This is a genomic window from Microcoleus sp. Pol10D4, from assembly GCF_036701555.1.
GTDB lineage: Bacteria > Cyanobacteriota > Cyanobacteriia > Cyanobacteriales > Microcoleaceae > Microcoleus.
Genome location: NZ_JAUBRA010000011.1, coordinates 52988 through 76045, shown reverse-complemented (window position 1 = coordinate 76045; position 23058 = coordinate 52988). Strand labels below are relative to the sequence as shown.

The 23058-nt window shown below is 43.3% G+C and carries 38 protein-coding genes; 34 read left to right on the top strand and 4 right to left on the bottom strand.

Features of this window, described 5'->3' with window-relative positions; genetic code table 11:
• Positions 1-15: 15 nt before the first annotated feature.
• Entirely contained in the window at positions 16-243 is a 228-nt protein-coding gene (locus tag QUA36_RS08820) for a hypothetical protein (RefSeq protein ID WP_333456848.1), read from the bottom strand.
• Positions 244-662: 419 nt separating this feature from the next.
• Here QUA36_RS08820 and QUA36_RS08815 point away from each other — a divergent pair, with 419 nt between their 5' ends.
• The 34 genes from QUA36_RS08815 (at position 663) to QUA36_RS08650 (ending at position 18382) form a co-directional block, all read left to right on the top strand.
• On the top strand, positions 663-1163 hold the full coding sequence (locus QUA36_RS08815; RefSeq protein WP_333456846.1) for a helix-turn-helix transcriptional regulator: 501 nt from the start codon (positions 663-665) through the stop codon (positions 1161-1163).
• A gap of 105 nt (positions 1164-1268) precedes the next feature.
• The gene (locus QUA36_RS08810) at positions 1269-2552 is read left to right on the top strand and encodes a hypothetical protein (protein WP_333456844.1); all 1284 of its coding nucleotides are present in this window, start codon (positions 1269-1271) and stop codon (positions 2550-2552) included.
• Positions 2553-2774: 222 nt separating this feature from the next.
• On the top strand, positions 2775-4340 hold the full coding sequence (locus QUA36_RS08805) for an AAA family ATPase (RefSeq protein ID WP_333456842.1): 1566 nt from the start codon (positions 2775-2777) through the stop codon (positions 4338-4340).
• Positions 4341-4432: 92 nt separating this feature from the next.
• Positions 4433-4714: a hypothetical protein gene (locus QUA36_RS08800; RefSeq protein WP_333456840.1), complete on the top strand. Its 282-nt coding sequence runs from the start codon at positions 4433-4435 to the stop codon at positions 4712-4714.
• Between the two features lie 45 nt (positions 4715-4759).
• Positions 4760-5098 (top strand): hypothetical protein, encoded by a 339-nt coding sequence (locus QUA36_RS08795; protein WP_333456838.1) that lies wholly within the window; start codon positions 4760-4762, stop codon positions 5096-5098.
• Positions 5099-5152: 54 nt separating this feature from the next.
• On the top strand, positions 5153-5566 hold the full coding sequence (locus QUA36_RS08790) for a DUF6876 family protein (RefSeq protein WP_333456836.1): 414 nt from the start codon (positions 5153-5155) through the stop codon (positions 5564-5566).
• An 87-nt stretch (positions 5567-5653) separates the two neighbouring features.
• Positions 5654-6037 carry a hypothetical protein gene (locus QUA36_RS08785; RefSeq protein ID WP_333456834.1) on the top strand — a complete coding sequence of 128 codons (384 nt, stop codon included), beginning with the start codon at positions 5654-5656 and terminating at the stop codon, positions 6035-6037.
• A 135-nt stretch (positions 6038-6172) separates the two neighbouring features.
• The gene (locus QUA36_RS08780; protein WP_333456832.1) at positions 6173-6538 is read left to right on the top strand and encodes a DUF6283 family protein; all 366 of its coding nucleotides are present in this window, start codon (positions 6173-6175) and stop codon (positions 6536-6538) included.
• 3 nt (positions 6539-6541) lie between these two features.
• Positions 6542-6958 carry a DUF1257 domain-containing protein gene (locus QUA36_RS08775; RefSeq protein WP_333456830.1) on the top strand — a complete coding sequence of 139 codons (417 nt, stop codon included), beginning with the start codon at positions 6542-6544 and terminating at the stop codon, positions 6956-6958.
• Between the two features lie 106 nt (positions 6959-7064).
• Positions 7065-7436 carry a hypothetical protein gene (locus QUA36_RS08770; protein ID WP_333456829.1) on the top strand — a complete coding sequence of 124 codons (372 nt, stop codon included), beginning with the start codon at positions 7065-7067 and terminating at the stop codon, positions 7434-7436.
• A gap of 1 nt (position 7437) precedes the next feature.
• Positions 7438-8115 (top strand): MT-A70 family methyltransferase, encoded by a 678-nt coding sequence (locus tag QUA36_RS08765; protein WP_333456827.1) that lies wholly within the window; start codon positions 7438-7440, stop codon positions 8113-8115.
• Positions 8116-8229: 114 nt separating this feature from the next.
• Entirely contained in the window at positions 8230-8805 is a 576-nt protein-coding gene (locus tag QUA36_RS08760) for a hypothetical protein (RefSeq protein WP_333456825.1), read from the top strand.
• A 53-nt stretch (positions 8806-8858) separates the two neighbouring features.
• On the top strand, positions 8859-9149 hold the full coding sequence (locus tag QUA36_RS08755; protein ID WP_333456824.1) for a hypothetical protein: 291 nt from the start codon (positions 8859-8861) through the stop codon (positions 9147-9149).
• A gap of 247 nt (positions 9150-9396) precedes the next feature.
• Complete coding sequence (locus QUA36_RS08750; RefSeq protein WP_333456822.1) at positions 9397-9618, top strand: hypothetical protein; 222 nt, start codon at positions 9397-9399, stop codon at positions 9616-9618.
• Positions 9619-9855: 237 nt separating this feature from the next.
• Positions 9856-10242, top strand: a complete 387-nt coding sequence (locus QUA36_RS08745) for a hypothetical protein (RefSeq protein ID WP_333456821.1) — start codon at positions 9856-9858, stop codon at positions 10240-10242.
• 35 nt (positions 10243-10277) lie between these two features.
• The gene (locus tag QUA36_RS08740) at positions 10278-10625 is read left to right on the top strand and encodes a DUF3846 domain-containing protein (RefSeq protein WP_333456820.1); all 348 of its coding nucleotides are present in this window, start codon (positions 10278-10280) and stop codon (positions 10623-10625) included.
• A 75-nt stretch (positions 10626-10700) separates the two neighbouring features.
• A complete protein-coding gene (locus QUA36_RS08735) occupies positions 10701-11315 on the top strand; it encodes a hypothetical protein (protein WP_333456818.1) in 615 nt (204 codons plus the stop codon).
• An 84-nt stretch (positions 11316-11399) separates the two neighbouring features.
• Positions 11400-12149 carry a hypothetical protein gene (locus QUA36_RS08730; RefSeq protein ID WP_333456816.1) on the top strand — a complete coding sequence of 250 codons (750 nt, stop codon included), beginning with the start codon at positions 11400-11402 and terminating at the stop codon, positions 12147-12149.
• A 38-nt stretch (positions 12150-12187) separates the two neighbouring features.
• On the top strand, positions 12188-12670 hold the full coding sequence (locus QUA36_RS08725; RefSeq protein ID WP_333456814.1) for a DUF1822 family protein: 483 nt from the start codon (positions 12188-12190) through the stop codon (positions 12668-12670).
• A 10-nt stretch (positions 12671-12680) separates the two neighbouring features.
• Entirely contained in the window at positions 12681-12956 is a 276-nt protein-coding gene (locus QUA36_RS08720) for a hypothetical protein (protein ID WP_333456812.1), read from the top strand.
• A gap of 151 nt (positions 12957-13107) precedes the next feature.
• Complete coding sequence (locus tag QUA36_RS08715) at positions 13108-13506, top strand: hypothetical protein (protein WP_333456810.1); 399 nt, start codon at positions 13108-13110, stop codon at positions 13504-13506.
• 112 nt (positions 13507-13618) lie between these two features.
• The gene (locus QUA36_RS08710) at positions 13619-13942 is read left to right on the top strand and encodes a hypothetical protein (protein WP_333456808.1); all 324 of its coding nucleotides are present in this window, start codon (positions 13619-13621) and stop codon (positions 13940-13942) included.
• Positions 13943-13977: 35 nt separating this feature from the next.
• Positions 13978-14316: a helix-turn-helix transcriptional regulator gene (locus QUA36_RS08705; protein ID WP_333456807.1), complete on the top strand. Its 339-nt coding sequence runs from the start codon at positions 13978-13980 to the stop codon at positions 14314-14316.
• On the top strand, positions 14303-14539 hold the full coding sequence (locus QUA36_RS08700; RefSeq protein WP_333456805.1) for an HNH endonuclease: 237 nt from the start codon (positions 14303-14305) through the stop codon (positions 14537-14539). Before QUA36_RS08705 ends, QUA36_RS08700 begins: the two co-directional genes overlap by 14 nt.
• A gap of 189 nt (positions 14540-14728) precedes the next feature.
• Positions 14729-15346 carry a hypothetical protein gene (locus tag QUA36_RS08695; protein WP_333174280.1) on the top strand — a complete coding sequence of 206 codons (618 nt, stop codon included), beginning with the start codon at positions 14729-14731 and terminating at the stop codon, positions 15344-15346.
• 272 nt (positions 15347-15618) lie between these two features.
• Positions 15619-15843 carry a hypothetical protein gene (locus QUA36_RS08690; RefSeq protein ID WP_333456803.1) on the top strand — a complete coding sequence of 75 codons (225 nt, stop codon included), beginning with the start codon at positions 15619-15621 and terminating at the stop codon, positions 15841-15843.
• A gap of 14 nt (positions 15844-15857) precedes the next feature.
• Positions 15858-16247 carry a hypothetical protein gene (locus tag QUA36_RS08685; RefSeq protein WP_333456801.1) on the top strand — a complete coding sequence of 130 codons (390 nt, stop codon included), beginning with the start codon at positions 15858-15860 and terminating at the stop codon, positions 16245-16247.
• Positions 16248-16279: 32 nt separating this feature from the next.
• Positions 16280-16522, top strand: a complete 243-nt coding sequence (locus QUA36_RS08680; RefSeq protein WP_333456799.1) for a hypothetical protein — start codon at positions 16280-16282, stop codon at positions 16520-16522.
• A 5-nt stretch (positions 16523-16527) separates the two neighbouring features.
• Positions 16528-16767 (top strand): hypothetical protein, encoded by a 240-nt coding sequence (locus QUA36_RS08675; protein ID WP_333456798.1) that lies wholly within the window; start codon positions 16528-16530, stop codon positions 16765-16767.
• A 54-nt stretch (positions 16768-16821) separates the two neighbouring features.
• Positions 16822-17079 (top strand): hypothetical protein, encoded by a 258-nt coding sequence (locus tag QUA36_RS08670; protein ID WP_333456796.1) that lies wholly within the window; start codon positions 16822-16824, stop codon positions 17077-17079.
• Between the two features lie 34 nt (positions 17080-17113).
• Complete coding sequence (locus tag QUA36_RS08665) at positions 17114-17482, top strand: DUF7694 domain-containing protein (protein WP_333456794.1); 369 nt, start codon at positions 17114-17116, stop codon at positions 17480-17482.
• A 1-nt stretch (position 17483) separates the two neighbouring features.
• Complete coding sequence (locus tag QUA36_RS08660) at positions 17484-17801, top strand: hypothetical protein (RefSeq protein ID WP_333456792.1); 318 nt, start codon at positions 17484-17486, stop codon at positions 17799-17801.
• A gap of 198 nt (positions 17802-17999) precedes the next feature.
• Positions 18000-18131, top strand: a complete 132-nt coding sequence (locus QUA36_RS08655) for a hypothetical protein (RefSeq protein ID WP_333456790.1) — start codon at positions 18000-18002, stop codon at positions 18129-18131.
• 44 nt (positions 18132-18175) lie between these two features.
• On the top strand, positions 18176-18382 hold the full coding sequence (locus QUA36_RS08650; protein WP_445301425.1) for an HNH endonuclease: 207 nt from the start codon (positions 18176-18178) through the stop codon (positions 18380-18382).
• A gap of 145 nt (positions 18383-18527) precedes the next feature.
• On the opposite strand, the gene QUA36_RS08645 is transcribed toward QUA36_RS08650, so the two are convergent.
• The 3 genes from QUA36_RS08645 to QUA36_RS08635 form a co-directional block, all read right to left on the bottom strand.
• The gene (locus tag QUA36_RS08645; RefSeq protein WP_333456787.1) at positions 18528-18740 is read right to left on the bottom strand and encodes a hypothetical protein; all 213 of its coding nucleotides are present in this window, start codon (positions 18738-18740) and stop codon (positions 18528-18530) included.
• Positions 18741-19035: 295 nt separating this feature from the next.
• The gene (locus QUA36_RS08640; RefSeq protein ID WP_333456785.1) at positions 19036-19431 is read right to left on the bottom strand and encodes a hypothetical protein; all 396 of its coding nucleotides are present in this window, start codon (positions 19429-19431) and stop codon (positions 19036-19038) included.
• Positions 19432-19906: 475 nt separating this feature from the next.
• Positions 19907-22897, bottom strand: coding sequence for a DUF3854 domain-containing protein (locus QUA36_RS08635; RefSeq protein WP_333456783.1), 2991 nt, complete (start codon positions 22895-22897; stop codon positions 19907-19909).
• Between the last annotated feature and the right edge of the window lie 161 nt (positions 22898-23058).

Sequence of the window (23058 nt, the reverse complement as noted above, 5' to 3'; positions counted from 1 at the left end):
GAACCTCTCTAATACTTAAGTTTCAGTATTGTGTTGAGAGATATTCTGAGAGAAATAAAGAATTAAAGCTGCTTCCACTAAAGAACCCACACTAATTCTTTTGTGGGCTGCGAAAACACGAACTTTGTGGTCTAGTTCTTTTGAAAGAGATAAGGTACGCTTGGTTTTCCCTGGTTTCTCTGGCAAAGTGTTGGTATCCGCTAACACAGTTAGCACTGTTGAGCTTAGTGATTCTGTCATCATAAAAAAGCAATAGTGGGTAAAAGATTGGTAGCCGTCCACGCTTAAACTTTCCTGACTGCGTGTTATGGTTGCCCGTGCATTGCAAAATCTGCCAAGCTCAAAGAAAATCATGGAGCTTTGCTAATGTACGGCTAAGTTGTTACGCTAAAGTAAGGCGGACGTAGTACCTGTTTCAATGTCAGGACAGGCTAAGACCGCAAAGCATCTAAGGGTGTGGTGATTGAGAATCCAGAACAGCTCAAAGCAAACTAAGGTTCCGAACGGCTCAGAATGTGATTAACTCAATGTCTGCTATGGCTTAAGCTATTACTAGCTTGAGTTTGCTTATTTACCTTTCCCTGTGCTCTGTACCTGCGACTAGGATGCTTGGTAATGGTCTTACCATGCGTATTTACCACAATACTACCTTATTTACCAAAATGGATACCCCATCTCATATCAAATTTCGTTTGTCGGACGGTGACTATCCAGACCTGGAAAGTAAATCTTCCCCTCTTTCCAGTGCCTGCCAGAACAATTGTCAGAACCATCAAAATCCTTTTCTCAATGATTTTGAAGCCTGTGAAAGCCATAGTCCGAGGGAATCTCAGCGATATGTAATGGATGAGCGCACCAGGAAAAAATTTGCTGAGCTGATCTATGAAATGCGTGCACAGCGACCATATCGAGCATTTGGTCGCTTGATTGGCGTAACTCATCCCACTATTAAAGCTTGGGAAAATCTTGAAGGAGTTCCCGATCTAGAAAATCTTAAACGTGTCGCCAAGTTCAGAGGGGAAACTCTTGAAGAATTTAAGCTAGTCCTTGCTGGGAAGCAGAAACCCAGCCAATTGGAAGAACTTGTACAGCAAGTTCGTACTATCTCAAAGGAGGAGCTTGCTGTTGTCCTCCAGGTTATTGCCGAGCGGGTTGCCTCCTGAATCCTTATATTTCTCTTATGACTTTTTAATAAATGTATTTACCACTATTGGTAAATGGCGTATACTGGTAAGTAGCTTACTAGCACTATTTACCAATGAGTAGCAATGGCAAAACTAGCAACAACGTTTACCAGCCTTGACTTATCGGGGTTTGACTTAGATAATCACAAGAAGCCGAACCCAGGATACACAGGAATTAACCGAGAAATGGTGGATTTTGCCTGTGCTGCACTTCAAAAAAACCGTGTAGGGATTGCAGTCCGGTCAGTGAATGCAGCCCTCAAAGAAATCTACGGTTTTGGAGGCAGTACGGACGCAGTATGCAAACTGGTCAAGGAATGGCGATCAGATAATCTGTCACTCCTCAAGCAAGGAAAATCTGAAAAAGATTTAGCAAGTGCATTGCTAGAGGCAGCAGACGACGGTTTGCTTGATGAATCAGAAGTTCCTGAAGAATTTCTAGCAGTTTCTAAGCAAATGGCGATCGCAACCTACCGCCTCGCCTTTCAAAAAGCTGATACTTCAGTCAGTGGCGATCGCATGAAATCGCTGGCACAGGAGAATGACGTGCTTCGGCAACAACTCAAGGATTATCCTCAAAATCAGTACGAGCTGAAGTTTTACAAATCTGAGTACGAACGCCAACGCGACGAACTGAGGGAAGCGTACATGAATCTGAACAAGCAACAATTGGCAGATTCTGAAGAATTTCGTCATCGGTTGGATTCTCTACAAGCCGATCGCAGCGAATTACAAGCAAAACTTACAGTTTCCGAACAACGTTTGCTGGAAGTTGCTGAATTTGAAACAGCCGCCCGCGATCGAATCTCTGAAATCTCTAAACTCAACGGTCAAATCGAAGCACGGGAACGTGAAGTTTCTAGCCTTCATGCTCAAATTCAAACTCTCCAAGCACAAGTTGGTGAGAAACAAGTTCTTGAATCTCAACTAGAACAAGTGAGAACTCAGCTAAGAGAAGCTTCCACGACAATCACTAACCTGCAAAGTCAACAGAAAGTTAGTGGCGCTTTACAAGTCGATCGAGTTTTAGATGATTCAGATGATGAGCTAGTCACTGATGCTCAGCTTATGGTGGAAAACGAAACACTCCACGCTGATATTAGTGAATATCAGTATGAAATTGAAAGTTTGAAAGCTGCACTGGCTAAAGCTACAACTCAAGTCGCTCAATCTGAAGCTCCCTGTGAATCTCAAGCTGAATTACTTCCTGAAATACTCCCAGAACTACTCCCTGAAGCAGTTTCAGACTCAGACTCAGACTTTGGCTTTGACTCTGACCCTGTTAACTCTGAGTCTGTTGAACCTCCAGCTAAGCCCTTTGAACCTGTTCCCAGAAATAAAAAGCTAAAAGTTGCTGTGGCTAAATGAGTAGCCGGCTAAATGAGTAACAGAAACAGAAACAGAAACAAACAGAAACAAAAGCTCAGTAACAGTTGCTGTTACTGTTACTGAGCTTTGAAGGAAGAATGGGTATTGCTAGAGAGCTAATAAGTGTTGAGTGGGTAGCTCAAAACTTGTAGCAAAAGTGGTGACTCAAAAGCTCGATTGCTGGGTAGAGAGTAATTAGCAATTGATAATTGGATTAAAGACATGATAGATCAAAAAAAAGAAATTCAGCTAATGTTGATGGCCAGATTTCCTTTGCTGTGGGTAGTGAGCCCAGAAGAGGAAACAGCCGAAGAAATTTTGTGTGATATAGCAAAAGCTAAGGAAGGGCAAATCTATTTCTGGGATTTTGCTCGTGGCTGGACAGATAACGGGACAGCCAAAGGAAATCCAATGCAAGCCTTGGAGCGGATCAGCAAAGCCCCAGCAATGGAACAAGCTACGGTTTTTGTGATGAAGGACATCGCGACTCTGATTGCGCCGGGTGCGAATGGGCAGATAGCAAGTAACCAACTAGCCATCGTCCGGGAACTGAAAAATTTGGCAGTGGCGATCGCCCGTGACCGTCGCTGTCTGATCATCATCTCTGACCAACTGCGAATTCCCCAAGAACTGCGTGAAGAAATTACCGTCGTAGATGTCTCCTTACCAGACATCGAGGAGATATCGAAGTTGCTCACTCGATTAGTGCCTGCCCCTGATTTCAAACTCAACGCGGAACAACGGCAACAGCTCATAAAGGCTTGCCAGGGGCTGAGTCGGTGCCGAATAGCTCGCGTCCTTGCCAAGTGCTTAGTTCTGGGAAAAGTTGATATTCGGGCCCTCGCTGCGGTCATCGAGGAGAAGCGCCAAACCATCCGGGAGACGGGCATCCTCGAATTCATCCCGGTTCAATCTAGTTTGGAGTCGATCGGCGGACTCGAAAATCTCAAGCAATGGGTAACAGTTCGATCGCGCTCTTTTAGCGATGAAGCCCGTGAGTATGGACTCCCCAATCCCAAGGGGGTACTGCTGGCCGGCATTCAGGGAACGGGTAAATCCCTGCTGGCTAAAACCATTGCTGCTGAATGGAAATTGCCCCTGCTGCGCCTCGATGTCGGTCGGGTCTTTGGCAGTATGGTCGGCGAGAGCGAGAACCGCATCCGACAGGTCATTAAGTTGGCAGAGGCGATCGCACCGGTGATTTTATTCCTAGACGAAGTAGACAAAGCGTTCGCGAACATCACGTCTGGCATGGATGGAGATTCAGGGACAAGCCAGCGGGTATTCGGCGCGCTGCTGACCTGGATGCAAGAGAAAACTGCGCCGGTATTCGTGGTCATGACCGCCAACCGCGCCGAAGTTTTGCCGGCTGAACTAATTCGGAAGGGACGGATCGATGAGATTTTCTGGGTTGACTTGCCAAATCACTCAGAGCGGGAAGCAATTTTTCGAGTTCACCTCGCCCGCATCCGTCCCGAGAAGTTGAAGGATTTTGATTGTGGAATGTTGGCTAGTCAGTCACCGTCTCTCTCCGGTGCAGAGATTGAGCAAGTTATCTACGATGCAATGCAAACAGCGTTCAGTGCCGGGAGAGAATTCACAGAGCGAGATTTGACCATAGCAATTACCGGGTGCGTCCCTCTGGCGCGGATTGCTCAAAATCAAATTGACGACCTTAAAACTTGGGCAATTCGATCGGGCGCTAAATCTGCTAGCATCGCCGAGCGAAATGAAAGCCCTGTAACTCCCTACTCTCATCTCTCACCTCTTGAGGTTGACGAAAATTAATCCTTATCAAAAAGCGAAGGTAGCCCAAAGGTTAAATGCTTCGCTTTTTGGTTTTGGTTTATGAAATAAGTCATTTACTTTCAAAGAATCAGATGGAAGCAATTGAACTAGGCAAAGTATTTGCTAACCCTAATGTTAGAAGAGACGGATATCTTCTCAGAAAATTGATTCTGAGAAATAAACGTGCTATTGGATGGTGGAGTTATGGCAGATGTGGAAGCACTAACGGTCTTTTGTGGTTGCAAAATTACGCAGGCTATTACTCACCTGATTTCTGTCTAGAATTCCAATCTGAAGAAATAGCATTAGAACGGACTCGGAAAATTCTTGAAGAGTGGGAGAAGAATGATGAACGTCCTACTTGGACAGTTTAATGCAAGTTTAAAGTTAAGCAATTCGTTACCAACTAAACCAAAAATATGCAGAACCAAGAATTTCAGCATTATGTTCATCCTTTGTCAACGATCGAAGTCATTGATACTGATGAAGGCAAAAAAGAAGTGATAAATAATTGGGCATTTGCTTCAGTTATTTGGTCAACCGCTCTCGCTGGCAATGCAAACGCTTTGATTATGGTTAATGAGGTGTTTCCTGATAAAAGCAGAATTCCTGTACTGATTCTGCGTTCTAAACAGGGAGATGAAGCAGCGATGAGAGATGCGATCGGTATTCTTGCCTTTGCGATCGAAAGCAAATTAGAAGAAACATTTGAAAACTTAGAACCAAAATCACACCCAGAGTCAAAACCAGAGAAATAATTGTGTGATGCTTCGCTGTAAGGAAGTGATTTCTTCATTTTGTGAGTAAGATTTATGTCAAAAGTAAAGATGGATGCTGAAACACTGTCCAAGAATTTAGAACACTTTAATGGAAGTGAGCAATATTACAAGCATTTCCTTGGACTTCTGTACACCGATGGAGTCAAATACTTGGCTGAAAATGCTCAAGCCTACTGGTTGATTGATACGATCGTCTCCTATCAACACAGACTGAGGAAAGTTCGTAGTTTAAGTGAGTTTCAACTTTGGTTCCTTCATGTTGGCGATAAACATGAATTTATCAAACCTAAATCGCCTAATGATGCTGTTCTGACTTGTTGGGAAGATACGCCCAAACTCGGAGTTACACCTGCCGTTATTCAGCAGATACCTTATACCGATTTTTCCCTGCCGAAAATCAAGCTTTTCTTACGAGATAGAGTTCTTTACTTGCCAAGCGAAAATTAAGCCTTAAAATGCTGTCCAGTCCTCCTACTCTGGAGGCTGGACACAATTTTGCACTACATCACTCAACTAATATCAGGAGCAAATCAAATGACCGCTAGCGAACAAAGTTCCGATCGTACACTCCAAGAAAAGCATAAAAAACTGGCAGAATTGCAGGCAGAGGTTAACAAAATTTTTGCTGAAGCAATTACTAATGAGGTCAAAACTGCCGACTTTGCAACTGAAATTTGGGTTCAGGCAATGTTAGAGAAAAGACCTTATGTGGCAATTGCTTGTCGCATGATTCACCACAGCACAACTTTTCTGGGAGATGAATTACTGCAATTTCTGCGATATCTAGCTAAGGGGACTCTGGAACAAGATTCTTCGATCGTACAATGGGCAGTCGATTTAATCAATCAAGGTTTAATTATCAATAACACCCTGAAAGAGGAAAACCAAAATGGCAAATTTGATGTGCAAAGTCTGTAGCGGTCAGCTAATGTTTCTTGGTCAGTTAGGCTACTTGAGACATTATATTTGCCGAGATTGTGGGATGAATTTCAACAAAACTCCCAAAATTATCCGAGACAAATTCGATCGAGTAATTTCAGTCAAATACTAACAATGCAACTCGCACAAACCAAACAATGCGCTAACTGTCCCTGGAAAGTAGACCGAGATTTGAAACAAATTCCTGACTATAACCGGGAAAATCATGAAGCTTTGAAAGGAACAATCGTTGATCCAAATCTTGACCTGTATGAGCAATTAGCAAGTCCTAATGTGGCAATGGCTTGTCACTATTCCACTGATGAAAAACTGCTTGAATGTGTAGGCTGGATTTATAACCAACTACGGAACAATAATCTGGCTCTGCGATTGGTATTGATGCGATGCGCTACGCGCCCGCAAGCTACGAACCAGATATCACAGCTTGAAATTGATGGCAAACAACGGGCAACTTTTGCAGAAACTTTAGAGGAAATTTAGAAAATGTCACATCTCAGTGTAATCCGCACTCAGATAAAGAATCCGATCGTCCTACAACAGATTCTTGAGAAAATGATTGAATCAGGACTTGAAGGAATTCTTGCCGGGGCTTATTTAGAAACTAACACCCATATCCATGACCCTTTCGGCAACAGCAAGCTAGCAGAGTTTGTTATTCGGCGGAAACAAAGCTATCAGGGTGGTTACGACTTTGGCTTCAAACTGATAGAAGAGACAGGCGAATTTGAGTTCTTAACTCGTGATGGTTCCATCCATGCTGCTAAGCAATTTATGAAGGAACTTTTACCCTGGTACGCACGGGAAAATACTCTAGCAACATTGAGGAGTCAAGGGTTCAATATTGAGTCTCAAACTGAAGAAAATGGTGAAGTTGTCATAGTTGCTGGTAAATGGTGTTAGTCAGTCGTTAAAGCCACAGTTAAGTAGGGCTTCGCCATAAAGAGTTGAGGAAGGCAGTTTATTGGCTGCTTTTCTCTCAATAAGCGTAGAAAACTCAGGGTAAATCATGGATAGCGACAATCACAGCGACAATCACAAACAACAAGTAGAAAAACAAGCTGAAGACATTCAAATAGAGGTTGATAAAATCTTTGAACTTGCTCGATCGAATAACTGGAGTTTGGAACAATTTGCGATTAAAGTTCTCGCGGGAGCCACAGATTATGAACTTGGATATTTCTCAATTGCTGCTCAACTCGTTCAAAATGTGACCAAATTAGATGGACAAAGCTCAATCAATATCCTGAACTATTTACTTTATAAAGTTCGTCAGTTAGACCCTTTGAAGATTAAGCAAGCACAAAACATACTCTTCCAGGGCTTAGTCATGAATAAACAGGAAACCGAACAACGATTAGCAGAAAAAAGGAGAAATTAGCATGAAGACTACTTACAAAGCTGATGATTCGGTAGGACAACTAAAACTATCGATCGCACTGCATCTGATACCCAATCTTCCACCAATTCCGTATCAAGAATACAGACTGATTGTTGCTGACCCGCCGTGGCAATTCACACTCAGAGAAACAGACAAGACTCACCGGGGCCGTTGCAGCTACCCATCCATGACCGATGAGGAAATTCTCAATATGCCGATAAGTGCGTTGGGCAAAGATGACTGCTATCTGCTGCTGTGGGTAACAAACAACCATCAAGCGCTGGGGTTCCGGTGTCTCGATCGCTGGGGATTTACTCATCGCTCGACTTTCACCTGGGAGAAAGTCACCAAGGACGGCAACCCTCATGCTGGATTAGGTCACTACGGCAGGAATTGCACCGAGCATTTTCTGGTGGCTACTAAAGGTGCACCAGGGAGTTTTACCACTCATGGTTTGACCACCATCAACAACCTTATCAAAGCTCCCCGTAGAGAGCATTCACAGAAGCCGAAACAGTTTTGGGGAATCGCCGATCAACTCGCTGAAAAACTGGAGAATTGCGAGAGGTTGGGCAAGTTATCGCATCCGTCGAGGATTGAACTTTTTGCTCGGGAACAACGGCCTAATTGGGATGCCTGGGGTGCTGAGGCTAACTTGCCTAATGCTTTAGTTGGATAATTCAACCCTAGTTTTTTATGGAAATTACTAGGGTTAAGTCATTTTGTTATTGCTTCGCTTAAGGATATTGATTTGTCCTGTAAGCGTATTTACTGGGTCGCTCCCAGTCACAAAATGAGCTGGTTTAATTTAGTTTTTGGAATTACTTCGATCGCATCCGATCCAACTTACAATTCCTACGATTCAACTGATACTGTCCCCGATGAAAGTTACGAACAAAGTCAACATGAAAGTTACGAGGAAAGTTACGAGAAAAGTTACGAGAAAAGTTACGGAGTTAAAATTACAAATCCGGTACAGTTTACCGATGATTTTGCAGCAAAAGTAATCGAAGCTCTCGAACTTTTAGCTCGTTATTGTCCAGAGTATTTCAGCTTGATTCAAGAGTATACTCATTGCATAAGTAGTGCTACTTCATCGGGTGCTGCTTATTGGAAGAATGAAATACTCATTGCTGAACAAACATTTAGTCGTGATGTTGAATGGTTAGCCAGCATTTTTGTTCATGAAAATCATCACATCATCCGTCGATCTGTTGGTGATAAATTTGTTGACAATAGCAGGGAGGAAGAATTGGACTGCATTGAACAACAAATCCTCTGTTTGAAACAGCTTAACGTTCCTCAAAGCTGGATTGAGAGTTTAAGAGCTGAAACAGGTGATCATTATTTGGAAGAGATTACCTGGTAATCTAGTGTTTTGCTTCGCATAAAGGCATTGATTTGTTCTCTCAAAATATCATCATGACAACCGTTCATAACGATTGCACAACGACAGAATCAGAATCTAATGAATTGCCAGAGATTGCTGAAAACGGCTTTATTATTGTGAGTGACTTTTTCGCATATCAGCATGAGTCGATCGAAACCGCACTGAAAAATAGCCAGTTTCAATATCTGATAGCGTTGCATCCTGATAGTCCGACGAAACTTTGGAGAAAAGATGCTTTTAGAGTGTATGTTTTAGAGGAACATCTTGAAGCAGCTAGAACTTTCTGTATATCGATCGAATTTGCCAACAAATCCAACAAATAATAGCGTAATTGCTGGGTCGCTCCCAGTTCAAATCCAGAATGCTTCGCTCTGAACTTGTGAGTTTTTAGCATAAAAAATGAACGAATTAGAGCTAGATATATCCACCGAAAAGGGTTCTTGAAAAACCAAAGAAGGTAAATCAATCCCATATCTAAGAGAGCGTTGTCAACTTCTCATTGATGACGGCTGGAATGATTACTACCTTCAAATCACGAAATGATCCAAAAATACCACAATTGAAATCTCGGTGGTTATTGGAGATCCAGGCTATGACGCAGAAAGCCGATGGTCAAAAGAGCAAGTTTATCGTTTAGCAAAGTTATCCCATACAGAATTTGCTAGACAAAAAGCTGAATTGATTCAAGATGCGATCGAATTTGCCAATAATCTGCTAATTTATTTGGTAGCCCACAACCTTATTAGCGTAATAATTGGGTCGTTCCCAGTCCTAACGAATGTCTTCATCTGACACCAATGTTTCAGGACTTCAAAGAGTAGCTGATTTTCCATCCAATCAGCATCAGACCCTTGTTGCTGCCATTGGCAAAATCCCTCATCAACTAGAGTTTTACGTTTATCAAGACAAGTTTAGCTTCTATGTTCCCCCTGAGCACCTTGAGACAGCTAAAGCTTTGTGTGAGTCCATCCCTAAAATGCCGACAAATCAATAAATAGCGAATAACTGGGTCGCTCCCAGTTCCCTCTCATGCCTTACTATATTTTGTTTACAAACGAACAAGAAATAAATGTTTACACCACGCCGGAAATGTTGACAACAGAAGAAATTCAAGATTTGGTTGGCATTGAAGGAGAGCCAGCCACTTTTGAAGTGCTAGATTCTTCTAACTTCTCTGACCCCAAAATTGTCATAATTTGTGATGATGACCTAGAACCGAAAGGGCTAAAACCGACTTGTGTAACTAAAAAGGGAAGCGTGATTTTCGGTCAGGTAGTTATTCTTGGAACTAATCAATCCTGGGAAGATTTGTGTCTTCTAAATCTTGAGCAAGTAAAAATTGTGAAAGAAGAACTCAGATTGTACCAAAAACCATCCAAGCCAGAAAAGGATTTTAGTGCTTCGCTGCGGGATTGAGATTTTCTGTAATTCGATCATTAGGAGCCATTCAAGTGCAATTTTACGTCTTAGTTAACTCGACAGGCATTCAAGAAGTAGCAGCAACTGAACTTCCCAAACTGCCAGAACTTCAAAAACTTGTAGGATTTCCAGGGGAAGAAGCTTATTTGGAACCTGTCTATCAGTGTTATTCTGACCCGTCAATCGTCATTCTGTGTGATGAAGAGTTCTTGCGGAAGGCTCATCAGCCAACTATGCTTACTCCGAAGCGCGTCATCCTTCAGGGACAAATTCTTGTTGTGGCGATCGATCCTCAACAAGAAGATTTCTGTCTGTTGACTCAGAAGCAGGTAGAGTTGGTCAAACGAGAAACCAAACTCTATCAACCAACTCCACGTTAGCTCTAGCAGAATCAAGCCCTCATTCTAGGGCTTGATTCTGCTAGAGCACCTGTCAAAGTAACAACAACTAAGAAAATGGATAATAATCTGTACCGAAGAATAATTCAGTATGCCAGGGTAATTGCTGGGGGGGACACATTACCGTGGTCAGGGCTGTACACTGCCCGAAGTGTCTACAATCTGCTGAAAACTTCAGAGCCACTTTACCCAGAAGACATAGCTACTCAATTAGAATTATCCGCCGAGTACGTTAATCAAATCATTTTGGCTTTGCAGAATGGTGGAATTGAAATTAAGTCAGTCCCGACTGAAACCATCAACGGTAGACCCAGAGTAAAGTATACGATCGAAGAAGATATGCTCTATTATGTTTTAGTTTCTGACCAAGGTTTAGAGATTCGCTTCTCTAAAAACCAAAGCTTACCTAAGATTGAGGGACTGTTGGGGTTGGATATAGAAGTGAAAGACAAAGCCTTCTTAGAAATCACAGAACATCAGTTCATTGACAAGAGTTTGGTGATTTTAAGTAATGCTGGCGCGGAGGGTGAAGTAAACTTTGTCACTAAAAACGGACAAGAATTGCGAGGTTTACTTCTGATTCTAGGGATTGATACGAATGAAAAGTTTTTCTTGATAAGTGCAACCCAAGTTAAATCCATAATTCCTCAACTTCTTACAAACTATGACTGAAGTATCGAGAGTCAGTAATTAGCATCAATTTCAGCGCATTTACATGGGAGTTCGCCCCACATCACATTTAATCAGGTAATAGCAATGGTAGATGCCACATACCCCACAGAATATGACGCGGTACTCGGCAGTCAAGTCTTAGTTCCCGAAGGCGCTGCGGTGCTCGGAGGTCTATTCGGTGTCAAGAGTCGCTTAGCATCCAATCACCGATTATCCCAAATTGGTGCTTTGTGTGAAGCCTGTAAATATGGTGAGGTTGGTTTTGATTTGATGGTTCAGTTTTTGAAAGATAAATCGATCGACCCAGCAGTAAAAAAGGCTGGCAAAACTTGCGTTTCCTCAATGTTAAACGATACCCTAGTCACTGATGATTTAGGATGGTATCTTGTTGGACGTGGGCAGTTATACCCTGACAGCAAAATAGATACTTTGCGATTGGCTTGTGAAAAACTTCTTGCTTACATAAACACGTTGTACGGCAAAAGGAAATGGTATTTCGGCGGAGGCTACAGCTATATCACCTTCTCTCAAGTTCAAGATTGGGAATGGGCTAAAGGCAACCGAAAAACTTTAAGTGATTCAATGAACTACTTAGTACAAATTCTGTCAGCCGAAAAGCTCAGAAGAGTAATAATCTTGAACTTTGTTTACTACTGCCAAACTTACTATGATATTTCGCTAGCCTATCAGAGAGAAGTAATTAGGAGCAAATTTCATAGCAATATTGAGCCGAGATTGTTAAGCCAAGGCATTTATCATAGTTTGCTTCCTTGGTTTGAAGAGAGTTTAGAAGAACTAATTGCCTCTTCATTTGAAGATTTAGTAATGGAATAATGCTTCGCTTTCAGAGTGTGATTTCTCAATTACACAAAATGAAAGACAATTTGATGGAATTCCCGATCGACCAGCAAATCTACAATTTAGCTTTAGGTTATGCTTCAGAACAAGCAAATCTACAAAATGGTCTCAAACTTTTCTACAATACAATGACCGTGTGGGCAGTGAATTATCTTTTAGGGTGGATGGACTTTGAAACCCTTATAGATAAAGATGATGATTGGACTGTAGCAATTGAATCAGCTTTAGAATTGGCTGACGTAATGTTGCCCGGAATCGGAAAAATTCAATGCTGCCGAATTGATGAAGGAGAAACACGAATTATTGTTCCAGCTCAAGACGATCGCATTGCTTATATCTTTGTTGAATTACCGGGGTCAGTAGAAAAGGTCAAACTTTTGGGCTTTCTCCCGGCTGCCGACATCCACGGCGATACTGTCGAAATTTCAGTTACCAACCTTCAGCCATTTGACCACTTATCTGACTATTTGGAAGCTATTCAATTACAAACTGTTTAAGGAGAGAACAATGGCAACTTTGAAGAATTTGATGATGTCTCTGGCAGGGAAGCCAAAGCCTGATCCAGCTCAAGCGGTTTGGATCGTTAATTGCCCCCCGCCAGAACAGGATGATTTTGCTGGAGCAATCGGTAAAGCTGAATGTGAACTTGAAGATAAATTCCGATTCGATAGAGAGGGCGTTTATCTTGGCACTACAGCTTCCTTGGCGGGTGCGATCGCGCACCTCACTGCTGAAGAAATTGATCGGGATTGGGAATCTGTTTGCAGGATGATGAATTGGTAATTACCTCATCAGGAGTCAAGATGAGGTATAGCCAAGGTATAAGCGAGGTATAGAGTCAGCGCCGGGGTCGCAGATTTGCCACCCCTGACTGTTGATAGCTTATTGCATAGTCTAAGGTTCGCCCTTAAGTAGTGATTTAGCAGTTCGTATTATGCACAACCCAGATTTTTCGATCCCTCAAGAAGTCGAAAATCAACTCAGAATCTGTACTGTAATTGAAGAAGCTTCATGGCTCAACGAAGAAGGTCAGCTCTTACCTTGTGAAGTTAGTCATGAAGTCGTTGCCCCTCAATTTTTACCAGGCAACGCAGCGAAATTAGTTTGCTTCTCTCGACAAAAGTATGTGACGATGCGCTACGCGCCCGCAAGCTACGGAAAAACACCAATCAAACTCTTTCAAACCAAGGAAAGTGCTTGGGAAAGTGCTTGTCTTGACGCTGTTTCTGAATTAGGTTTATCAAATACTCAGATTATTACTAAGTCGATCGTTACTCAAGTCACTAACAAAGCTACACAGTTGATTCACTCTTTAAATTGGTGGTTGATATAACTGTTTCTTGTTTCTAGTTTCTAGCAATGTTTCTGGTAACGTTTCTTGTAATGTTTCTAGCAAATAGTAAGATTTTGCTTCGCTGGTGAGCGTTTGAGATGGAGGTAAAATAATGCTAGAGTTCGACATAGAAAATGGTACTTGGAAAGGCAAAGATGGCAAATTGGTAAAATACACAAAAGAAACTCGCCAACTTAGTAGTCATGATGATTGGAGCGAGTATCATCTGCAAATTACCAAATGGCCAAAAACTACATCAATTGAGATTGTAGTGATGAGTGGCGATCAAGGATATGACTCTGAGAGCCGATGGTCACGTTCCGAAGTACATCGGCTAACCAAACTGCCTCATGCAGAATTTGAGGCACAAAGAGATCAACTAATTGAGAAAATCCTCAAATTAGCAAATGAACAATTTGGTTATCTAACACTTTAAAAGCGCATATCTGGGTCGCTCCCAGAATTCTTATCATGTACGACCAAAGCAAGATAACGCTAGGCAAAACCATAAAAAATGCTCGGCAAGAGTACGGTTTTAGCCAGAAAGACTTGTGTAAATTGCTGATTGTGCCGTCAGACAATTTTCAGACGATCGACCGCTGCCTGCTAGCAAAAATCGAAAACAACCGAGTTGATATTCGATCGAATGAGTATGACTGGCTGATACCCAGAATTGCTGGAATATTTGCCCTCGATGTTGTTTGGCTTGAAGCAATTCGTCAACAAACCGAAGTTGAGCCTCTGGATTTAAGTCAAGCCGTATCAGCATTTCCCATTTACTTCAATCGCAAAACCTATGACCTATTATAAAACAGTGTATCTGCATCGGATGGTGGCAGAACAAAGCATCAATCGTAAACTCAACACCGGTGAAGTTGTTCACCATCTGGATGAAGACAAATCTAATAATTCGCCAGAAAATCTGGTGATTTGCTCCAGTTCTTCTGTTCACAGATGTTATCATGTCCGTTCTCTAAGACAGAAACTTGAAGCCGATCGACCTCTGATTCAAGTTGAGGATTTGTGGTTATAAAAGTTAGAAATACTTACACATCACCCTTTGGCTACCCTTCGACTACGCGGTTCCTGAGCCTTGCACTGAGCGTAGCCGAAGGGTAGTCGAAGGGCAGTGCAAGGCTCAGGGCATCGCCTCAGCGTCGGAATGTGTAAGTCTGCCGATCTTCGGCAAAGTTCAAGTTCAATCTACTTTGACTTTTCACCTATGAAAATATTTTTCCTTGACCTAGACGGTACACTCCGCCAAACGAAAAGCGGGGAAACATTTATCAACCGACCAGACGATCAACAAGCGATTCCCGGAGCTTTAGCAGCAACCGAATATTTGAGTTCAATCGGATTCATTCTCATTGGCATCACCAATCAAGGTGGATGTGCTGCAATTGACCCTGCCACCAACAAACCACGGAAAAGTTTAGAGGATGCGATCGAGGAACAGAAGATTACCCTAAAGCTTTTTCCCAAGTTGTCGGAGATTTATTTTTGTCCTAGCTGGGGTGAAAACTGTTTTCAAGTTTCTCGCTCTGGTGAAATCAATTCTTTTCAGGCGCCGATCGGTAATAGCGGTGGCTCAATCTCATGTCGGAAACCAGGACACGGAATGCTGTTACAGGCTGTTGCTGGCATTCATTCTGATGCTGACCCGGTTGACTGGGGGGATTCATGGATGAGTGGCGATCGCAACGAAGATGAAGTCTGTGCAGCATCAGGGATTGTCAATTTTATTTGGGCAAATCTCATGCTCAAACGGTTTGGCGGGGCTGATTGCCAAGAAACCCCCAACGAAATAGTTAAAAAGTTTGATCGACTGATTCAACACTAATTCAAGAGCGTTTTGCCGGATCGCTCCCGGCTTTATTTCCCTAAGAATGCCAAAACTTTTACTCCGAGGTCTAACTGCCATCACTTTGACTGCTACTGCTACTATCTATTTGCTATAGATAGAGACAGAGAAAGAAACCCAAGAAATTGAGAAATATTTTGGTGAATATCAGGAAGCTTATCAGATCGGCATTCAAATCGAAGAATTTGAAGGCAATCGTAAAAAGTCAGAGTAATGCTTCGCTGTAAGGTAGTGTTGTTTGTTTCAATGCTATGAACTTAAAAGAATTAGTTCGCTTTCTGAAATATGAAGCCGACCTCCCTAACTTTTTCCAGACTTCTGCCAACTATTACTACCACAATCAAACACTACCTTCAGAGATTGAAACTCAGAAAATCAAGGTAGTTTTAGCCGTTAGCGATCAAAAAGAAGGTCAGCAGCCAAAGAGTAATGATCCACTCTATCAACAAGCCTATCAAATCGCTCAGTCTATTTAATTGGAGCTGATAAGATGGAAGGCATTAATATCTGGTCTGGCTCTGATATTGGAATTGGTGCAGCCTTGACCAATCCCACAGAGCTAGCTTTCCGAAAGAACAAAATCAAAAATCATTACCCGGTAACATTCAAAGGCGTGAATTACTGTGATGCTGAATCTGCCTATCAAGAGTACAAAAGTCGTGATATGCAGGAATCGATCGAGATTATGACAGAAATCATTGTCTGCAAATTACAGCAACATCCGCGACTGTTTGAAGAAATTACCAAACGAGGCGGTGTTGAATGGCTTAAGCGATGTCGTCACATTGTTGGAATCAGAAATAGTCGCTGGGAAGGCTACGGATTAGAAAGCAATTTCATCCTGTGCTTGGTATTTGCCTATCAATTGTGTAGTGAATAGCGCGATTGCCGGGTCGTTCCCGGTCTTAAATTATGTCTAAACCTAAGTCTGAAATCAAGTTTGCGATTCTTAAGGCGAGTTATTGGGTTGGTGATGCTACTGAATATGGCAGCGTTTACTGGCTTCTTGAGATGGAAGGGAAATGGAGTCAAGAGTTTGAAGCAGCCCATTTCTTTGATACTCGCTCGGATGCTGAATTACGCTTAGCTGAAGAAAAACGTCATCCTGCAAATCAGAACATTTCCATTGTTGAAGTTGAATTGTACCGTGATTAAGAGCAATGAAAACTACATTTTACTGGTCAAACTGGAAATTTACAGTCGAAAGCTCTTGTTATTATGACGATTCACCAGGGAATGTATTTTACTTAGAAGCAATCGTTATGCCAGAGCTTGAATTAGTAGCTAAGTCTGAACTCAAAGGTTGGAATCGATCGCTAGCCGAACAAGCAGCTAAGTCAATGGTTGTCTGTGAGAATAAAATTGATGAAAATTATTACTTGAAAACTCTTTTTAGCTAATAATGCTTCGCGTTGAGGTTTTGAGTGAGTTTAATCAGTTAAGGAGTAAGAGTCATGACAATTACAATCGAAGAAATCAAGTCAATCATTGCGGGTTCCGAAGAAACACTGCGACTTTTGCAGAACCAGCCCGAGTACCAAGCGATCGAAAACAACGAGAATTTTATTACACAAAATGAATTAGGTTTGGCGGATGCTATTCAGGCACTGAGTGAAGTTTATCAGGCAATTACTGAATCTGAATGCGATTTAGTCAATCCTCCAGAACCAGCTACAGATTCTCGCGATCCGTTTGATTTACTAGGATACTAATACGCGCTGTCGCCGGGTCGCTCCCGGCATCTTCATGAAAACTAAAACTGTTGAATGGAATCCCCCGACTGCTGAAGAATTGCCATGTAATTGGTCAGTTCAGGCGATCGGACCTGATGGCGGAGCTTATAGAAGTCGTGACGGTTTGGTTGTAATAATTTCTTGTTCGATTGAAAAAGACGGTTATTCGTGGGTTCATGTCTCCCTGTCTCGTAAAAAATCAGTTCCAACTTGGATAGATTTGGTCAAAGTCAAAGACATTTTTTTGGGTGCAGAGGCTTTGGCACTTCAGATTCTGCCTGCTCGATCGGAATGGGTAAATGTTCATGAGTTCTGTCTGCATCTTTATCAATGTCTCGACCAACGACCAATTCCCGACTTTCGTAAACTAGGAACTATCTAAAATGAAACTCGATCCAACTGACATGAGAACTTACCCCGTTCAAGAGAAACCGTGCAAAACTTGTCCGTTTAGTGGTGAAAAACCATTACCTCTATCTCCAGCAGAGTTGGCAGTATACTACGAAAACTTGATGGGAAACGGGCAACACATTTGTCATAGTACGAATAACACCAAAATCTGTCGCGGTGGTAGGAATATACAACTAAAATGGCTCTGTTCGATCGGTTTCTTAGGTGAGCCGACTGATGAAGCTTTCAACGAAGCAGTAAATTGGGCATTGAACAATAAGGAGTCAGCAACATCAATGACCCATGACTAAACCTTAGCAATCAATTCAAGCTTTATGAACTGCGAAATCACCTTGGGCAGATTAATCAAAAATGCCCGATTGTATCAATCTATGAGTCAAATAGAACTGGCTCGTAGATTGACCGCTCGCACTGGAAGAAATGTAACTTTCTGTGAATTCAGCCGAATAGAAAATGATTGCGCTGATATTCCGTATGAACAGTAGCAATTGTTAATCTCGGTTCTGGCAGCAGTTTTTGAAGCCCATAAAGATTGGTTTGAGGAAGTTCGGAAACAAACCCATACCCAAACTTTGGATACTTCTCAAGCAATTTTCCCCGTTTCTCTAGAAGATCCATGAGCTATCAAACCGTTTATTTGCATCGTGTAATTGCCGAACAGACGATGGCGCGTTCGCGCCCCGCAAGCTACGACCACAAGCTCCGACCCGGTGAAGTTGTCCATCATCTTGACCATGACAAAACCAATAGCTCACCAGACAATCTGGTGGTTTGTTCGAGTGCATCAGTGCAGCGGCAATATCACATCCGGTCACTGCATCAGAAAATGGAAGCCGATCGACTGGTTAGGCAAGGTGATTTGTGGTTCTGAGCAAAGTCCACGTATCCCTCACAGTACGGATGCGTGGGTCTACCGGAACCGGGCTATCCGAAAAAGAGGAAAAAACCCATGAATACGAAAATGTTGGCAGTCCAGTTTTCTCTGAAAGAGGGTAAAATTATCTTCAACTCAAGCGTCAACGGGGGTTGCGGAATTGTTGTTTTGCCCAATCCAACAGTTCGTCGTAGGTGGAATAAGCGCACAGTATCCGTGACTTATCGCCTTTTTTTCTTACCGCAATCACTTTGCCTCTTCTATTTTCATAACCTGGTTGTCCCGTTATTTCTTCTAACTCTAGCTCAAAAAAATTAAGGGCTTGAATAAATTGAGAAATTTTATTATCTTCCATTAGTTCATCCTTCGTCAATTTAACTTGTTTATTTTATCACTGCACCAATTATAAAAACGAAACTCATTCGTCGCGTGTTTGAACAAACAAAATTCCTGGCTTTGAGCGTTCTTGAATGATGCCGCGAAAGCCCGCCCCCCGATTAGAGCAAAACGAACCGGGGAGCGTGAAAGCTTCAAGGAGGCTGTCAGAGTCAAGCAGGATTAGCCCAAGCAAAACCAGAGCTGATGTACGTGCAACAGTCGGGTATACACCCAAGTGTCAGAAACAAGCTTTGGTGTATACCCGACAAACTTTAATTGTCCTTTTCCTTCAAAGTCTTATTCTTTGGTAAATCGTCCTTTTCCTTCAAAGTCTTATTCTTTGGTAAATCGTCCTTTTCCTTTGAGATGTTCACAGCTTGGTTGAAAGTGAAGTTGAAAGTAAAGTTGAAAACTCGAGAGTTTTTTTCGTCGGGCTCCAACTTAGTCTTCTGTGGGTTCAAGCGAGCAGCAATCCAAGGAACAAGAACTTGGTCCGTCATGTTAATCAACAAAATCAGGAATGGCATCAGACTCGGATAGATCAAATCTAGGTTGGGCAGACCAGGGAGAGTAGGAGTTTGTTGATGGGGCTGCTCTGTGTGACAAATAGAAGGATTCTCCTGAATCTGTGAATCAGGAGTTGTAGTCGGTAAAGAGTTGGGCTTCATAAACTAAACCTCGTTTGTGGTGTCCGGCCGGTAAAAAAGACTGAGTAACTTGGCGCAAAAGCAAAAGGGGTCACAACCAAATATGGCTTTTGCGCTGAGACGACAGTCTTATTGGTATGATTCAGTCTTTTCTAAGCTCGGCTACAGAATCCGGATTGATCGCACCACGGTAAAAAACTAGAGTTCGTTTAGCTGTAATCAAGTGCAGCAAGGAGCCGAGAGCGATCTGTCGATAATCTTGTTAGAGGGGTTGCCTGACGGTCATCAGCCTGAAACGATCGTGCTTGAGTTCTCTCGCCAATTCTGCCAATTACCCCGCAGCAAGCCTCCGGGCATGATCGCAAGAGCGAGAGTCAGTGGTAGTAGCGCGTTCTTCGGATTACCGCAAACATAAAAAATGATGCACGCAAAACTTCGGGTATAGACCAAGAAAAGGTAGACACCAAAGAGGGACAACTGAGTCTAAGCGTTCGGGTTAAGGCTGACTTTTGCTTTTCTTCCAAAGTTTGACCAATTGTCTAAAATCCTTATTTTCATCGTTTGTCAGCACTGCTTTCACTGCTTCCTTAACTCCCAATCGATGCACTTGGCAATAGACATCATGGGCTGCTGCGGGGTCATTGTCCGCGATTGCTTTGAGTGCACGTTCAACCAGTTGTAGTTCGTTTTCGTTGAGATTTGAGTCAGCAGCGGATTCTAAAACTAAATAACGCCTGTCAAGGTAGAGTTGTTTTTTTGATTTACCGAGAATTGTCACTTCGCGGTCAAGCTCAACAAGCAGGCATTCTCGCCCATCCTTCCACACCTCAACTACGGTGGCTCCCTCGCCTCTGTACTCCTCGGCACCGGGATACTGGGCCGAAACTTTCACTCGATCGCCGGGGGTGAATTGGAGTTGAGGGGCGAGCGAATTGTTACAAGTTTTTGAGTTGTTACACGGTTTGGCTTCCAGCTCAAAAGCGGGTGTAACAGGCGCTGTTACAGGCGTTACATCAGTTACTGGTTGAGACTCGACTTTATGATTAACACTCTGGGTGATGTCAGGTGGTGATGTTTTTTCAGATTGGCTACTTTCATCTTGTAACGCTGTAACGTCTGTAACCATGCGGGTTGTAGCGTTTTCAGAGGTTGTAACAATTTCAGAATTGCTGGTAACATCTGTAACCGCAAGGCTTTGAGCTATTTGAGAATGTGCTGGAATTTTTGCAATCTTTGAAGTGCCTGTAACCGTGCGGGTTTGAGTTAATTCTTGCAGTCCGCCATCACAGCAAACAGTTTTGATGCAAGCCCAGTTCGGGATGTGCGGTCGGTTGCTGCCATCTTCATCCTCCGCGATGGCTGCATCAACGAAGCACGGTAAAATCTGAAGTCCCTGCCACTGAGCCGGAATGCGCTTGATTTTGTCGCCCTCTCGCACAACTTCGGAAGCTCGCCAGTGATTTGACAATACTCGCTGCAAGTGGTGGACGAATTTGTTGTAACCGCTTGGCAAGAGATTGTGGGCTTTGCAATATGCCACATACCAACTGTGCAAATCGCTGCCGCTATAACTATCGCCACCCGATCTCAAACAGCGATCGACAAACGAACGGACGCTATCTCCCAGAATCGCGCCATCCTGTTTTAACGCGACAATTGACGGGTTGGTTGACGGTACGAGCAAAATGCGATTGCGTTCTGTCTTGTCCATTGATAGCGCCCAACCGGCGATCGAACCTAACTCAGTGGATAACTTGCGGCCGAGTGAGGGATCTTCAATGTTGGCGATGCGGGGGCGGGTTTGTAGTGGAATGCAGCGCCTGTCCCAACCGTCGCCGCTATTTTCCGTTTGGATGTGTTCGACGGAGGCGATCGCAAATCGCACGTTCCATTTTTTTTGGTAAGCCGATGCAGAAAATAGAGCGCGTCCCGAAATGCCGCCATTGTCCACCAATTCGTAAAAAGCTTTGAGCCCGCTCAGAAATCCGCCAGCATCGGGGATGTAAAACAAGGATTTACCAGTTAATAATTGATGCCGGCCTTCAGGTTTTGTCAGCTCGGTCAAGCTATTGGAACTAACGCTGTTTTCTTCGCCAAGTAAGTTTGCCCAAGTCCGCAGCATCACGCCTTTCCCGCTACCGCTATCCCCAATCAAGTAAGCAAACTTCCCGTAAGGTGCGGTTGGGTCTAAATACATCGAAGTCAAAGCCCTGATGACCTCTATCTGTTCGACACCGTAGGCAGAAAGTATGAATTGCTTAAATTCGGCTGGACATTCTGACCCTGGCACATAATCGCAGGGGGAACAAGAAAGCAGGTAATGTTCCTTGTCGTGTGGGAACAGTTCGCCAGTCCTCAAATCTACAGTGCCGTTGGAGAATGATTTGAGGTGGTTCCGAGAAGTGTCAACCTTCTGGTGCAGCACCTTCCGGCAATATTTAAAAGCCGAATCTAAGAATTTGTTAGTGCCGAACTTAAACTTTTTGCCGACTTCTGCTGTTTCGTAGCAATTCTCCGTAAAGTCGCCGATGAGTTTGTTTACGTCCGCTTCATCTTGGAATTGCCAATAGCGCCCGTTCCATTGGTAGAAAGCATCATTGACAACTATCCAATCATCTCCGAATAAATTCTTGAGGCAGTGTGCCTCAAACGTTGTGGACTTGGGGACTAAGTATCTGTCTCTAGTTCCACCACTGCCGCCGTCGCCTCCAAAGGTTTTTGATTCCCAGTCCTTAAAAGTAACGGACGTGGCCAGCACTTTTCTAAAAGCTTCAATGCTCTTTCGTTGAATCAAATCGTCCATGCCTTTGGTTTCGCCTTCGGTGCCCGCATCCCAACCTCCAGTTGCACTGTAGACCGGAACGTCGAACTTGAGCAACACAAGACCGAGTTTCCTCTGTTCCCAGGTGACGTTTGGGTTGGTGGCGGCATCGGCATCGAAGGCAAAGATAAACCCGAAGCCGGCACGGGCGTACTTTTCTAAAGTTTCGACCAAGTAGCGCTTGCCTTGAATGTCTCCTTTTTTAGAGGTAAGACCCATTGAAACGCCCAGCAGTGCAATAGTTGGGATGTCGTTAGCGCATCCGGCGATTCCTTTGAACGGGCCTTCAGTGAGGACAATGCACGGATGCCCGTTGATGTGGTAGCAGTGCTGCTTGAGATTTTCGGTATCCCAGTAGTTTTTGTGGGTGGGATGCTGGGGCAAGAATGCGTCGTATTCACCAACTGGTGTGCGGTATTTGGGCGCTTTCTTGCAGCTTTCTGATTTCCAAGGCTTGTCCGGCCTGAACTGAAATTGTGTGGTTTTTCCCACGAATAGGATGCCGCCAGACTTTGCCGTGTACCCCAGATATACTGATGCCTCGTCCGCAGATACGGTGCGACAGTTGGCGTAACTCCAATCGTTCAACAGCCCCCGGCTCTCAATGTGGCTCTTGTGTTTGGGGCAAAGATAAGCGGTAGATTCAAATTGCTGTACAACGTTCATAGATGCCTCTCTCGCTACTCATAGCGGTGCGTACTGGTTTTTTTACAAAAACCCGCTAAATGTAGAAGAGACGGCTCTGCTGTAACTACCGTTGACGTGCAAAGGTGCAGATTTTGCGGTAGTGGCAGAAATGAACTATGATGAATCTAAAGTTTTTTTTA